Genomic DNA, 13,043 nt, shown 5'->3' on the forward strand with positions numbered 1-13,043 from the left:
GAAAATTGGGGAAGGCTGTTTGAATACCATGCCTTAACAGGTTATGAGAGAAAGCTTGTAGTTTAGGTGCGTCACAATCGGGCGCTCCTTCTGTGTATTGTTTAGCAGAAGCTCGCTCTGAAGCGGGGTAGCCGCTTTCGATTCAAATCTTCAGAAGGAGTTGGGAATGGCCAATACAAGCTTTCAAATTCTCGCACTGTCCGGCGGAGGCTATCGAGGTCTTTATACAGCGACCATTCTGGCTGAGCTAGAGCGAGAGCTAGGCGGCCCGATAGCACGTCATTTCGACCTCATTGCTGGCACCTCCATCGGAGGAATATTAGCTCTTGCCCTAGCAAATGAAATTCCTGCCCAGAAATTGGTAGAAATGTTCGTGAGCAAGGGCGCAGACATATTCAAACCTCGCACGCGCTTTCCGCTTTTCAAGTCGTCATTCAGCAGCGACGCCCTGAAAGCAGTGATTTCAGAGGCTGAATTACTCGGAGATCGCGTTTTAGGTGAAAGCCTACACCCAATAATAGTTCCGGCAATCAACTACTCCACTGGGAAGCCAGTACTCTTCAAGACCCCGCACAATCAAAATTTTAGATTTGATCACGCAAATAAAATGGTCGATATAGCGCTTGCGACTAGCGCTGCACCCACTTACTTTCCAAGGCACTTCTTCCAGCATAACCAGTACGTTGATGGCGGTCTTTTCGCAAATGCACCAGGCTTGCTAGCGGTTCATGAGGCAGAAATGTTTTTGGGTGCCAACGTATCCGAATTGAAGCTTCTTTCAATTGGCACCATGTCATCAAAATTCACAGTCAACCCAGAAAACAACCGGGATGGTGGTGCTTTGGATTGGGGGGGGGGAAATCCTGCAAAGGCAGCCCAGCGACTCTTCGGACTTTCAATATCGGTACAAGAATCTTTATGCGATTTCATGCTGCAGCATCGATTAGGGGATCGCTACATTCATGTGGATGAAGACTTGACGGATGATCGTTCCAAAGCGGTATCACTAGATAAGGCCGATAAGAATGCCCAAGAGGTCCTGCGTGGCGCCGGGCTAGAGAAGGCCAAAAACTGTCTTGGCGATTCGAGGTTTATGAGCCTCTTTTCCCACATTGCAGCTAAACCAGTGTTCTATTACGGCAGTCATGCTCAATCTCAGGAGACGCGGCATGCTTAACCTCACCAGGATTTTCTACTCCTCAACCGAGAATACAGACGCGTTGCATGCCGAGCTCATACCTGAAAATGAGCAAAGAACGTTTCTTCGCTCTTGCAGAACGAAGATAAAAAACCATCTTAAAAGCACGATCGCCGAGGCGACGGTTAAGGTGTTAGGAATGCAGAAACGAGTAGAACCACGATTCCGAACTCAGGGGTCATGGGCCTACGAGACCTGCATTCAACCCGCACACCCCTCTATTCAAGAAATGGATCTTGATTACGGCGTGTATTTGCCTGTTGACGTATGGAGGGAAAATGGTCCTCCTGCAGAGATGGCCAAGGTTTACTTTGACCTGGTCGAAACCCAACTGCAAATACTTTGCGCGCTAGAACAATGGGAGCTTGTGAAGGACGACAATGAAAAGGATACTTGCATTCGAATAAAGGTCGCTACTTGGGCACACATCGACATCCCTCTTTATGCAGCGCCGGCCGAGGATTTTGCGAAAGTAGTAGAAACCGTCCTGCTGAAAACCAATGCTAGAGCATTGAACTCCATAAATGGCAGCATGGCGATGGACTCTATGGAGCAACTTCTATACAAAGGCCAAACGTGGGACGATCTCGATCAAATCATGATGGCAACCAGGAAAGGTGAATGGAAGGCGTCTGACCCTGAAATGGTTGCGAAGTGGTTCCGCGATCAGATCATACGTTTTGGCGAGCTAGGGGATCAGTTCCTGAGGGTTTGCCGATATATAAAAGCATGGCGAGACTACAACTGGAAAGATGGTGGCCCCACGTCCGTATCCCTGATGATTGCCATAGCACAAAAATTTGAAGGCAAGAAGGGACGCGATGACATTGCACTCGAAGAGGCCGCAAACATCGTCTCCCAGGCAATCCGTAAGGGGATTTATGAACCTGGTATTGATAATGGGGGTGAAGACTTCAATCGGCTTTCGCCTGAAAGTAGAATTGAGGCCGGCCTCGTTGCTGACCGCTTGGCAGATACACTAAGTAGTGCAAGAGGCTCTACTATAGATAAATGCACTGAGATCCCCTATTCGCTCCGCAGAGTTTTGGGAAGTCGTGTCCCATTAGATGCAGAATTAATCAAAGAAGAAACACCTGCAAGTATTGTACGTAGAACGGCGCCTGCGATAGTTGCCGCCCCTTACGTCCCCAATACATCCGCAGGCTGATATGAATACTCTTCGGCTCGGAAGCGTACTCCGACTAATGCACTCCCTAAACTTCATTGCACTTCCATCCAAGGGCATAACAAGGAAGTTTAGGGGGCGACTCTCATGCAAAGCCGGGGAAGTAAAAGTAGAACTGAGCATCTCTGACTGGGATTTTCTAAGCTACCCCACAATTAAAATCCTAGAGAAACCAAGTTTCTTTCCAAAAACAATGGCTCACCAGGTTACTGACGGTTCATTCTGCTACCTCAGCAGTGGCGAAGTAGTTCTGGATCGCTACGACCCAGCAGGTTCTATTTTATTTTGCCTCAGTCAAGCTACGGGATTGTTAGATAAGCTAATCGCAAGTCCTAAGAGAAATCAAGAGGACTTTGAATCTGAGTTTTTAGCGTATTGGACAACCCCTAGCCAAGGAAAGGTTCTTCGCATTGGCGTAGGAAATATTTCAGCAGGCGCAAGAACGGCTAAAATATTTACCCTCTCCCCAGGGGAAAGAATCAAAAAAGTCATATCCACCGATCATGTCACAACGGCCAAAATGGCTCAGACTTGGGAGGAGCTAGCAAATGAAGATGACAACGCAAACTGTTGGATCTATTCTAGCACCATTCAACCGCCCTCCCACACATCACTTCCTTGGAAATTAAAAGACACATTGTCCTGGCTGAAGATCTGGGATATTTCACTTTACAAGAAAATTCAACTCTCCGTCGAAACAGACTCAAAATTCCTCGAATCCAGCCAAATATATATCCTTATAAACTGCCCTGCTGGTCTCGTAGGCTTCGGATTCACTGTAAGCTCAAAAATCAAACAAAAACTGGCCTTATCGAAGGGAGGGAAATATCGCGGAAAGGCGCTCTTCCAATTCCTTCACAGCCTAGGCGGACAGGAGACCATATATAGACTACATGCAGTTGAACTAAGTCATAATTTCATAAATTCTAGAAACCTTACATCATCTTTAGGCCTCGCGTTAGCTGGGCGTAAGGTACTGCTAATAGGCTGCGGCGCCATTGGAGGATACTTAGCCCAAGCCCTCGTCCGATTAGGCGCTGGACATTCCGAAGGAAAGCTTGAACTATATGACCCTCAAAATTTGATGCCTGAAAATCTAGGAAGGCATGCGCTGGGGTTCAAATATCTTTTCAGAAGCAAGGCACTCAGCCTACAGGAAGATCTCACACAGCAATTACCAGGTATCATCGTCGAAGCACATAGTACTGAAATGCGCTCGCCCGATCAGGGAAAAGGATTTGACCTAATAATAAATGCAACGGGTGAAGAAGCAATTTCTGAAATGCTAAACGAATACCAAATAAATGATGAAGACTACCCACCCTTAATCCATATCTGGATCAAGGGTAATGGTGAAACAGTTCAGGCGTTATGGACTGACAGAGAATTTGGATGCTTCAGATGCCTAAGATCAGCAGCGAAAGACAGCCGAATGCAAGAGCGGTTCCCGGTGCTTAAAGGAGAAGTCGAACGATCATATAGGGCATGCCAGCATTACACCCCATATGCAGTATCGGCAGCAATATCTGCAACTGCTTTAGCAGTTGATATCATAAATGATTGGTTGAAAACCAATGATCCTAGTCCAAGATTCCGAACTAGATCAGTCGAGACTGCCAATGTATTCAAAGTCAAAAATCAAAATATCTCTCCAGTGAACGGCTGCCCAGTATGTGCCAAGAAATAGTATTTTCATGGTTCGATGGACAGACGCGTTACGCCTTAATCGATAGAGCACCGTGGGATTTTATAAAATCAAACGCCCAATTTCGATCCAATAGCAATGAAGCGGGTGGAATTTTACTAGGATATCGAGCCGGTACAAACATCCATATCATATCAGCAACTGGTCCACTTCCAAGAGACAGGAGATCCAGAGTAAGCTTTGATCGCTTGGACCCCGGGCATCAGAGAACTGCAAGCGAAGCATGGGCCACGAGTGGTGGAAGAATTGACTATATCGGAGACTGGCACACGCATCCACAGAGCGATCCAACACCTTCATCTAAGGATTACTTAGAATGGAAAAAGTTGATAGGATCAATTCACGCACCTCACTTATTTGTCATCGTAGGTATCCGTGAAGTGCGTGTATGGCTAAGCTCTGAACTCAACAGCAAAATCTTACCGGCCTTTAGGACTTAATTTCGTTCCAATCAAAAACTCCTAACCCGGAGACACTGGATCGGCAAATGACTTGCAAAATATCAGAATTCCCGCTCACTCTACTAAAATTAATAAACGCCACCAAGAAAAAACAATTCACTGGCGTAGGTATTGTTTTTTATAACGACCTGCAATTTCTGCCAATAGCAGCACTAGGCAGCATTACCACACCTAAGCCTCACTTGCCTATTTCGCAAATTGACACGATAGCTCGCACATTAACTGTTCTCTCCGACTTAGAATCACCATGGCACGATGGATTTCACTTGATCAACAGTGACTCACAGGCCCTAACTCATATTTCTCAATTCCTAGCCCCTCCACTTGATCATCTCCCAGATAATAAATCTTCTCGCCCATCTGGTGCTAGACTAATGACCGCGATGTTGTCATCAATGGTGATCGGAATCGACTGTATAGGCGTGCTAAATACGTCAGGAGAAATCATTATCTATCAGGATGGGAAAATATCGATAAAGGCAGCCTCATCCCATGAATAACCTGAGCCTAACCCAAACAGAGCTTCAGCGCCTCTTAAAGATGTATTTTTGGATCGCAGTTTTCCTTGCGGCACTTTGCTATCTAGCCCAGACGCCCTTTAACTCGGACCATCTTGCAGTCGGCTGGAAATCTGTAACATATGCACTGACTGCTACCACAATTGTTTTCGGCGCATTTTTTAAACTTGCCTGGCGCTCTCCGCGCATATCAAAATTGATGCGTCGACCTATCGTTCATGGAGTGTGGAGAGGAACACTACGATCGGATTTCAAAACCCCAGACAAATCACCGCTAGAAATACCTATAATATTTGTGATTCGCCAAACCTATCTTACGATTTCAATTGAATCATTCACTCGCGCCCAAGAAGGCGAATCCAAACTTGAAGCTCTTATACAAAACAGCAGAACAGAATCGTGCCGCCTATGTTATGTATTTGAGTTGCGCAGACAATACCAAGGCGAGAATAAGCTAACCACCGGCTCAGGAGAACTCAGACTAATCGATGACTCAACTCGTTTGAGAGGACACTATTGGACCAACACTCCAACGCATGGAGATCTCGAACTGACCTTGATATCTAGAGATCCTGAGGGTATTAACTGTTTTGAGATTGCAGAACGCAAATGGCCAAACAACGAAGCCAACAAACACTGAAAACTGACCACTGACCACTGACCACTGACCACTGACCACTGACCACTGACCACTGACCACTGACCAAACAGGGTAACACTCACTGTCTAAGCTGCTAATTTTATTTAGCAGCTAGGCCATTCTCAACCTCAACCAATCAGGAAGCACACCTCACATAATTACACATCTTCCGGGAGGATATACCCTATCATCGCTGCCCAGCCATACTACCCATCCAAATCCAAAACCGTGATAGATAGATTGAAAATGGGCTACGCTTTCATTTTTTCAACTTTCAATCCAATAGAGAAAGTACTGGTCGCCACGACTCTAATTTCATAACCTTCATATTGCGTAATTGAGCCCACTGCTAAATTCTCCACACGAAGATTATTTTTTCCAGTATGTCCAAATGTTAAAGTTGCGACATGAATCGGAGGGAGATAATCAATTCTCTCGAGCGAAATATAGAGTCCGTCATCAAATGGTGAAATAGTCTTACCTGCACTGAGGGAAAGACTGATCCCTCTCGTGGATTGTTCAGCCAACGTCTTTCCAATAAATGCTAGATCTGGAGCTGATTTTTCTCTAGGAGTGACTGTTTCTACAGCGCGCTGCAGCTCCAGCTTTAATGAGGTTATTTCTTGCTGCGCAACCTTCGTCGCCTTCTCTGCATCTTCCTGCCGCAATTTGTATGTATCTATGAGTGTTTGAGTTTCGCTTTTCCCCTTGCTGTAGCCGGAATCGTGAATCTGAAGCAAGGTGAACCCTGCCCCAATTAAAAACAGGATTGACAAACCCGCAGACTTCAGCTTGTCAAAGGTACCATTAGGATGGAGGGCACTGGGGTGCGGGGAGTTAGCATCTTGCATTTATTCAATAGGCCGTTGCTGAGGTTAATCTTATTCGAGAGGAGCATACTACAGTAATCATAACAGCGGACTCATTGAACTCAAATCATTATGAGTAAATTCGAAGGATTTGGAGAAATAATTTAGCCCGGGCTAACTGCTGAAAACCCAGGTCGGCCGATCTCTAACAACTGGATCTCACCGATCAACGACGGAGGGCAGCCTTCATCAGCGCTAAACCTGGACGAACTCTCAGGGTAATGATCTAGAGGTATAGGCCCCTCCTTGGTTACTATCGAAAGGACAACGACTCCGCACCGGGCTAGGTTTCGCTCGCTTTAGTGGCCAAGGCAGGGCATGCCACATTTTTTTCGTATCACATGGGTGGATATTTAAATTTGGAATTGCAATAATCACCAGGCCAGCAAGGGAAAATTCTCGACCTACATCAATTTACCAACTAGGTTATCTCATCAAGGTCTGCAGCGCATGTTTATACTCTCCAGTATAATGAGTATTGCAATCGAGGATAGTAAGCCAGCGTCGGAAAGAATGTCCCGTGGCTTTTCACGTTTCCCAAGATTATTTTCATCCGGACTGGACTGACGCACCAAAACCGTGCCCAGGGCGCGCAGCTATAGCTATATAGAAGCAAAACCTATTATGCGCACCAGCCAGGCAGTATCTTGAGATTATGGCGCAATAGAACATCAGAAATTTATCTGAGCATCATCTGCTAAACCACAGCGCTTATCGAATCTAGGCTGGGGAGACGTGGAGGGAGTTGAACTGAAAAACCCCGCCAGTGCGGGGTTTAGGGGTCAGATACGCCGGTTGACGGCCTCATACACTTCATCGCATCGAGCCGCTATGCAAAGTACCAGCTCGGTACATTCAATCCGATAGACGAAACGTACATCGCCCGCTCGGATTCGTCGGTGTCCTGCTAGAACTCCTCGGAGGGGTTTACCGATCTTGTCGGGCTCTCCTTCAGCGGTCCGTTCCCGGACTACTTTAAGGCCCCTTCTTGCTTCGGCCTTCCCGAGTAGGGCGAGGTCTTGTTTGAGATCTGGATATAGCCAGATAGGTAGAACTTTTCATCACTCCAGATCAAAATCTAGATATCCTTGCTTCGAAACCTGGGAAACTCTATTAGCGATATGATCAATGGCTGAGTTGTATTCCCTTCGATACAAAATTCCCAACGACAGCATTAGGCTGTGCTCAATGCCGGCCTCATCAACGCCAATGTGAGGCAGCATTGCTTTAAGGTCTATTTCGTAGAGACCTTCACCAAGACCTTTAGACCCAGAAGCAATAGCCTTAATAACAGCATCCGAGGGATGTTTCATGTGAATAAATTCACTTGCTGTTGAGAATAGCTTGTAAGAGAACGTATTTTTGACACCCGGACTAATCTTAGCTGGGAAAATTTCTGCAACTACGGTCGCACCGCCTCGCCGATCAAAGCCCTCCTCATATCGGACGACATACTTCACACTAGTCATATACTCGCCCATGAGGCGTCGACCGACTACATAGTCATCATTAATTGAGCGCATTTCTAGGCCAAGCATTTTGCTTACAGCAGGCGCTACGAAAAATGCCAGATAGTCAAATGAGTCAATTTCCCTCATAAACAGCAATGTGTTCGAGAAAATATTATAAAAGCCTATTTCCTCAGCACATTTACGGTAAAAGTCTTTTTTCTTCTCCGTATCTAAACCAGATGCCAGGAAGGAAGCACAATAAAACTCTTGTATGGACTTATGAATGAACTTATATTCATCATATCCATCTTTGATTAGCAAATTAGTGATTTCAATCAGCTCTGAAGCTATAACGTCAGCAACGTTTGATTCCTTGCTAAAGTAACTCAAAGACTGCCCTATCAAAACTGATAGCTCGGAAAAACTGAAACTAGCCAACGATTTCCGTTGAGAAATGAAGCAGAAATAATCAAAAACGTTACGATAGATGCTTCTATCGTCATTCCAGTGACGGGCCCGAGAAACCTTACCCTTTAAATTATCATGTTTCAAAAAAACGGTATCGAAGATATTCTTGTAAAACTGAGACAATGACTCAGGTATAGATATCCCCAAATTGTAGCTCACGCAGAAGAGGACCACTAAAATCGGCGACCTCAGAACACTGTCACTTTCTTTATGGAAGTGGCTTCGCTCTAGCGCACTACATAACTCGTCCGCCTTGCTTGGGTCATTGCATGTCTTATGGATAATTGACCGTATCTGCCTGGGCTTTAAAAATTCTACTCGGTATATGTCAACCCCCACCAAGGCATCAAGCTCAGTATCAGGACGAGTTGTGCAAATTATATTGCAATTATACTTTCTTACTAGCTTATCAATTTCCTGAAACAAAGCTACTTTATGTATCGAGGGGCACTCATCGAAAGCATCGAGGAAAAGCCGAACATTACTATCATTTAAAATTTTCTTCAACCCACCCGGGCTGAATTCAATACCCTGAGCAGAAAGATTATTTGAAATAGCCACCTCGATCTCGCCGCCCGAATAATGCTTTAACTCGTAAAAAAAAGGCAGCCGACTTATTTTAGATATATTATTGGAAAGCAACTTACGTAAAATTGTTGACTTACCCTGACCTGCAAGCCCAACAATTAACGAGGCTCGACTTGAATTATCTAAAGTGGTACCGCTTTCAACTTCAATTTTGGAATGACCTGAAAGTTCTAACGGCACATAAATCTCATCTACATGAACATAGCTATCTGGAGATGCGATCGTCTTGATTAGTAAATTCCCAGAACAAGACTTTAGAAAATTTTCTTTGAAATCCGAGAATGAAGAGAGCTTATACTTCAACACCAACGAATCAAATACATCCGACACAATTTTACTTTCAGCAATTTTTTTAGGGGCACCGGTGGCATTTACCACAGAAACACCTGCTGCGATTGGTTCCATCAAAATAATTCCCTGTTCTGACAAAGCTACCGAACTGCGCCAATGTAAATAAATCTAACGAAAAAATCTCGAAATATCAAGCTAGTGCGCAACTACAACTGATCACCAACAATTTATTGCATCGATCAGCGATAAAAATAACGGATCAACCGAAGGAGGTTCTCATGCTCTATCCGCTTTTCGATCAGAACTGTGAGCTCACCGGCTGGATGGACCCTGGCCGACACATTTTCGACACAGACATGAACTGGATTGCCTACCTGTCCAGCAATCATACGTGGTCAGCTGAGACCGGGAACTGGTTAGGTGCCGTCAATGGGTTGATCTGCATGGATCATTCAGGAAGGCCGATACTCTGGAATACTCAACAGGCTGTTTCGGGAACCGGACGCCCACCTCGTCCCGCCAGGGCAGCAAGAGCCGCTCGCCCCGCACGTCCTGCAAGACCTGCTCGTCCGGCAAGGCCCGCTAGGCCAGCCCGCCCTGCTGGCGGCTGGACCGATTTATCCATTTTTCAATGGCTTTCCCAATGAACCATTTCTGAGCATTCGCGCATTGCTTGAGCAATCGAGGACCTTCATTTTAAATCAGTGAGCATCCAGGCTGCGTCGATCATCAGGGCGAGGTGTCGACGCGTTCGCTTTGCTACGAGATCGCATTAACAGCACTTCGATAGGCATCGCCGTCCGCCTACAGGGCGTGCCATGCCCTACCCCTTCAGTCCAAGTCATGCGGTCTCGGTGCAAAAAAATCGACGCTCAAGATGGGAGCGGAGATTGGTCTCTACCATCGTATTCAACAGCTGCAACTAGTGCATCGGCGAGGATGGAGTTGGATCGAAGTACTTCAATCCTTAGCCCGCGTCCGCGATGAGTTTTTATCTGAACAACTGATTCCAGGGCGGTGAGTGTTCGCCGAAAGTATGACAATTGCACCTCAAGCACCTTGGTGCCGGGGTCAAACCCGTACCCCCATACATCACTGAAAATGGATTGCCGGCTTACAATTTGGTCAGCGTGTAGAATCAGCAGAGTGAGGATTTTGAAGGACGTTGCCTTCACTACGATACGGCGGGTCCCACACGAGGCCTCGCGGCTTACAGGATTCAACGCCAAATCTCCAAAGGTGTATGCACCTTCGACCGAGTACGATCTGTCCATGTCTCAACGCCTGAGTGGCTACGGGGAAATACTCCCCCGCAGCCTGGTCCGAAAACTACTGGGTCTTGCCAGGTAGCGCGTAGTCACCACGGTTGTCATTTGTGCCGGTACGAGTCGCCCCGCCCACAGTCACAACGATGTACTGCTTGCCATCACGACGACATAGGACATTGGTGCTCCTTGACCACCCACTGGCAGGCGGCCACGCCATAGTTCTTCGCCGGTATCGTTATCCAGTGCACGGATGTAGTAGTCCAGCGTACCGTGGAAGAAGGTCAGCCCGCCCTTGGTTACCAAACCCATTTGCAGTCGGTGAGCAAATACTGGCCCTGAACGACCCGGGGTAGATTGGGAGTGCGAAGTCAGTCTGTAACTACGGATCACAGACTACGGGAAGAATAACTTTCCGTGTACTGTACAAATCAGGCGTTGATCACTCAGTGTGAATCGTGAGAAATCATCAGAATCTTGAGGGCCAAGGAAAAACAAATACGTTCTTTGCGACCGATCTTGTTTTTTGGCATCCATGTTTTCTTTGCGTGCTATTTTCAACTCATTTATCAGCCGTGACCTTGCGGTCTGGGTCCAGTCCTTCCACTCCACCACAACAGTATAAGGTGTCAGCTTCTTGTCAATCCATGACCCGGCATTGAGCGGAATCTCAAGCTTATCGCCATAATCCCGAGCAGCTGTCCACGACAGTTCCCCATAGAAAATGCGTTGCTGGGACAGACGCTCTATTCCTGCTGAACGAAGTACTTTGAAAACGGTTTGATACGTGTTGTTTTGAACTCCGCTGACCTGCAGAGCAAGATGACGGTCGTAAGGGAACTCAAGGAAGGCTCTGCAGATTGGCCGAATGCTATTGGCAGCGCGCCGCCCGGCGGGCTTCTGAGAGGGCTCCCTGTCTGCTGATGCTGATCGTGGACCACTAGTGATTTTTGCATCGCCCCCTTCTGCTGGAGCCTCATCAGTAATCACCCGTTTGTCGATGAGCTTTAAACTAGCTGGCGATAGGCCTGGGGATGTTTCCAGCTCTGCGGCGACACTGCGCTTCTTGCCTTTCGAGCGAATCTGTTCTTCGCCGCTCACATCACAGTCTGGAACGTGGGTCACCTTGGCATAAAAATGCGCGCGCAGCAGATTTTCAGCTCGATAGGAGCGCGGGAAAACTTGAATCCCGCACTTATGGCCGTGGCACACGTAGCCATAAGAATCCACGACCTCTTGAAGCTTTAGATCTTCTGCTTCGACAATCGCTTGCATTGATTTATCAAGAGCTGCGTGCATCTACCTAAACTTCCCTTTCCAGGTTAATTTCTTCAACGCTGGCCTTCAAATACAACAGCGGCTCAATGAGGCCGGCTGTTTCATTGCTGGCGCCATGACTCTACTGTTTCAGAACCATGCTCGGCTTTCCAGGCTTTGAGTACAGCATGATTGCCACCCTTAGTCTGAACCAGCTCACCGCTCTGCGGGTGCTTGTAGACCTTCACTTCACGTGGCTTGCGCGATGCTTTTTCGGAAACCGTAGGAGTTGGCTTACGGTTGAGCGCCTGAGGGTCCAGGATGTTAATGACATCGCGCAGGCTAAAGCCATAGTCATTCAAAAGGGAGCGCAGCTTACTCTCAAACGCCATTTCCGCTTGTATCGCGGTATCCCCCTTCATGGCCTCAAGCTCCGCCAATTGCGTGGCGAGTTGCTGTTCAAGGCGACGGAATTCTGCAAGACGTGACATGAGGACTGCTCCAAACTCGGTATGTTGAACTTCAGCTTACAACTTCCGTCACGCTGAACGCCAGCCACATGCCTTCTGGGGGGCTTCGAGCCTTATTGATAGACTCCCATCTCTATCCTTTGCAGATACGACTCGACGGCCTGGAAGCCGACTGCGTTTTCAACCATATCCAGCGGCACGCAACCTTCAAGATGCCGGCATGGCCGCCCGAGCCAGGCTTCTGCCTGTGGCTGAGAGCCGAAAACCGCTATGGCATCCTCAAGTGCCCGGGCATATTGAAAAGCGACCGCGCTTTGCTGAGCACTCAATCGTGCTTTATCACTCTCAAGCGCTTTACGCTGAAGCGTGCGAACAGACCGTCCAACCACCCGCTTCAAAATGTCAGCACTGGAGTAGAGCGCTGATGACGAAACCATCGCTTTTACATCCGTCAATGCGAAGCCAGCTCGCACCAGCAGGTATACCTGTAGTGAACTGGGCCGCACCGGCTGATCGCCGATCAAAAACACCGTAGGCTTGCCGTCTCGGCGCTCTGACGAACTTGGTCGTGTATCTGCATTTAGCATGACTGTCTGCTTCACTGGTATTGGCCTCCCTCTTACGGCTTACAGCGCCCGCTTAACCCAACGCTGCAATGGTCACTCAATACTCACCC

Annotated in this window: 14 protein-coding genes; 7 read left to right on the top strand and 7 right to left on the bottom strand. The window is 47.3% G+C overall.

Going from position 1 to position 13,043, the window contains the following annotated elements:
* Positions 1–166: 166 nt before the first annotated feature.
* From AC5O5I_RS21970 to AC5O5I_RS21995, 6 genes are read left to right on the top strand one after another with little or no spacing between them, the layout of a single operon-like run.
* Complete coding sequence (locus AC5O5I_RS21970; RefSeq protein WP_494511551.1) at positions 167–1,177, top strand: CBASS cGAMP-activated phospholipase; 1,011 nt, start codon at positions 167–169, stop codon at positions 1,175–1,177.
* Positions 1,170–2,366: a CBASS cGAMP synthase gene (locus AC5O5I_RS21975; protein ID WP_196173507.1), complete on the top strand. Its 1,197-nt coding sequence runs from the start codon at positions 1,170–1,172 to the stop codon at positions 2,364–2,366. Before AC5O5I_RS21970 ends, AC5O5I_RS21975 begins: the two co-directional genes overlap by 8 nt.
* A 37-nt stretch (positions 2,367–2,403) precedes the next feature.
* A complete protein-coding gene (locus tag AC5O5I_RS21980; RefSeq protein WP_494511552.1) occupies positions 2,404–4,071 on the top strand; it encodes a ThiF family adenylyltransferase in 1,668 nt (555 codons plus the stop codon).
* Positions 4,056–4,529, top strand: a complete 474-nt coding sequence (locus AC5O5I_RS21985) for a Mov34/MPN/PAD-1 family protein (RefSeq protein WP_196173502.1) — start codon at positions 4,056–4,058, stop codon at positions 4,527–4,529. The genes AC5O5I_RS21980 and AC5O5I_RS21985 overlap by 16 nt, the downstream gene beginning before the upstream one ends.
* 47 nt (positions 4,530–4,576) lie before the next feature.
* Positions 4,577–5,050, top strand: a complete 474-nt coding sequence (locus AC5O5I_RS21990; RefSeq protein WP_494511553.1) for a hypothetical protein — start codon at positions 4,577–4,579, stop codon at positions 5,048–5,050.
* The gene (locus AC5O5I_RS21995; protein WP_494511554.1) at positions 5,043–5,708 is read left to right on the top strand and encodes a Cap15 family cyclic dinucleotide receptor domain-containing protein; all 666 of its coding nucleotides are present in this window, start codon (positions 5,043–5,045) and stop codon (positions 5,706–5,708) included. Before AC5O5I_RS21990 ends, AC5O5I_RS21995 begins: the two co-directional genes overlap by 8 nt.
* A gap of 251 nt (positions 5,709–5,959) precedes the next feature.
* Here the strand turns inward: AC5O5I_RS21995 and AC5O5I_RS22000 are convergent, their stop codons facing one another.
* Together AC5O5I_RS22000 and AC5O5I_RS22005 are read right to left on the bottom strand one after the other, a co-directional pair.
* Entirely contained in the window at positions 5,960–6,559 is a 600-nt protein-coding gene (locus AC5O5I_RS22000) for a hypothetical protein (RefSeq protein ID WP_196173485.1), read from the bottom strand.
* A 1,079-nt stretch (positions 6,560–7,638) separates the two neighbouring features.
* Positions 7,639–9,489, bottom strand: coding sequence for an NACHT domain-containing protein (locus AC5O5I_RS22005; RefSeq protein WP_494511555.1), 1,851 nt, complete (start codon positions 9,487–9,489; stop codon positions 7,639–7,641).
* A gap of 164 nt (positions 9,490–9,653) precedes the next feature.
* Between AC5O5I_RS22005 and AC5O5I_RS22010 the strand changes: the two genes are divergently transcribed.
* Positions 9,654–10,022, top strand: coding sequence for a 4-fold beta flower protein (locus AC5O5I_RS22010; protein WP_494511556.1), 369 nt, complete (start codon positions 9,654–9,656; stop codon positions 10,020–10,022).
* Positions 10,023–10,247: 225 nt separating this feature from the next.
* Here the strand turns inward: AC5O5I_RS22010 and AC5O5I_RS22015 are convergent, their stop codons facing one another.
* The 5 genes from AC5O5I_RS22015 to AC5O5I_RS22035 form a co-directional block, all read right to left on the bottom strand.
* Positions 10,248–10,649, bottom strand: a complete 402-nt coding sequence (locus AC5O5I_RS22015) for a winged helix-turn-helix domain-containing protein (RefSeq protein WP_494511557.1) — start codon at positions 10,647–10,649, stop codon at positions 10,248–10,250.
* Between the two features lie 129 nt (positions 10,650–10,778).
* The gene (locus AC5O5I_RS22020) at positions 10,779–10,952 is read right to left on the bottom strand and encodes a hypothetical protein (protein WP_494511558.1); all 174 of its coding nucleotides are present in this window, start codon (positions 10,950–10,952) and stop codon (positions 10,779–10,781) included.
* Between the two features lie 84 nt (positions 10,953–11,036).
* On the bottom strand, positions 11,037–11,939 hold the full coding sequence (locus tag AC5O5I_RS22025) for a hypothetical protein (protein WP_494511559.1): 903 nt from the start codon (positions 11,937–11,939) through the stop codon (positions 11,037–11,039).
* An 80-nt stretch (positions 11,940–12,019) separates the two neighbouring features.
* Positions 12,020–12,388 carry a histone-like nucleoid-structuring protein, MvaT/MvaU family gene (locus tag AC5O5I_RS22030; RefSeq protein ID WP_494511560.1) on the bottom strand — a complete coding sequence of 123 codons (369 nt, stop codon included), beginning with the start codon at positions 12,386–12,388 and terminating at the stop codon, positions 12,020–12,022.
* A gap of 92 nt (positions 12,389–12,480) precedes the next feature.
* Positions 12,481–12,954: an Xre family toxin-antitoxin system antitoxin gene (locus AC5O5I_RS22035; protein ID WP_494512784.1), complete on the bottom strand. Its 474-nt coding sequence runs from the start codon at positions 12,952–12,954 to the stop codon at positions 12,481–12,483.
* Positions 12,955–13,043: the final 89 nt, after the last annotated feature.

This window comes from Pseudomonas sp. 9_2_1, assembly GCF_059295275.1.

What these genes read in the sequence shown, in the direction of transcription:
- AC5O5I_RS22030 (WP_494511560.1), bottom strand. Translation starts at nt 12,388, where the DNA reads ATGTCACGTCTTGCAGAATTCCGTCGCCTTGAACAGCAACTCGCCACG.
- AC5O5I_RS22015 (WP_494511557.1), bottom strand. Translation starts at nt 10,649, where the DNA reads ATGGACAGATCGTACTCGGTCGAAGGTGCATACACCTTTGGAGATTTG.
- AC5O5I_RS21990 (WP_494511553.1), top strand. Translation starts at nt 4,577, where the DNA reads ATGACTTGCAAAATATCAGAATTCCCGCTCACTCTACTAAAATTAATA.
- AC5O5I_RS21970 (WP_494511551.1), top strand. Translation starts at nt 167, where the DNA reads ATGGCCAATACAAGCTTTCAAATTCTCGCACTGTCCGGCGGAGGCTAT.
- AC5O5I_RS21985 (WP_196173502.1), top strand. Translation starts at nt 4,056, where the DNA reads ATGTGCCAAGAAATAGTATTTTCATGGTTCGATGGACAGACGCGTTAC.
- AC5O5I_RS22020 (WP_494511558.1), bottom strand. Translation starts at nt 10,952, where the DNA reads ATGGGTTTGGTAACCAAGGGCGGGCTGACCTTCTTCCACGGTACGCTG.
- AC5O5I_RS21975 (WP_196173507.1), top strand. Translation starts at nt 1,170, where the DNA reads ATGCTTAACCTCACCAGGATTTTCTACTCCTCAACCGAGAATACAGAC.
- AC5O5I_RS22010 (WP_494511556.1), top strand. Translation starts at nt 9,654, where the DNA reads ATGCTCTATCCGCTTTTCGATCAGAACTGTGAGCTCACCGGCTGGATG.
- AC5O5I_RS21980 (WP_494511552.1), top strand. Translation starts at nt 2,404, where the DNA reads ATGCACTCCCTAAACTTCATTGCACTTCCATCCAAGGGCATAACAAGG.
- AC5O5I_RS22000 (WP_196173485.1), bottom strand. Translation starts at nt 6,559, where the DNA reads ATGCAAGATGCTAACTCCCCGCACCCCAGTGCCCTCCATCCTAATGGT.
- AC5O5I_RS22005 (WP_494511555.1), bottom strand. Translation starts at nt 9,489, where the DNA reads ATGGAACCAATCGCAGCAGGTGTTTCTGTGGTAAATGCCACCGGTGCC.
- AC5O5I_RS21995 (WP_494511554.1), top strand. Translation starts at nt 5,043, where the DNA reads ATGAATAACCTGAGCCTAACCCAAACAGAGCTTCAGCGCCTCTTAAAG.
- AC5O5I_RS22035 (WP_494512784.1), bottom strand. Translation starts at nt 12,954, where the DNA reads ATGCTAAATGCAGATACACGACCAAGTTCGTCAGAGCGCCGAGACGGC.
- AC5O5I_RS22025 (WP_494511559.1), bottom strand. Translation starts at nt 11,939, where the DNA reads ATGCACGCAGCTCTTGATAAATCAATGCAAGCGATTGTCGAAGCAGAA.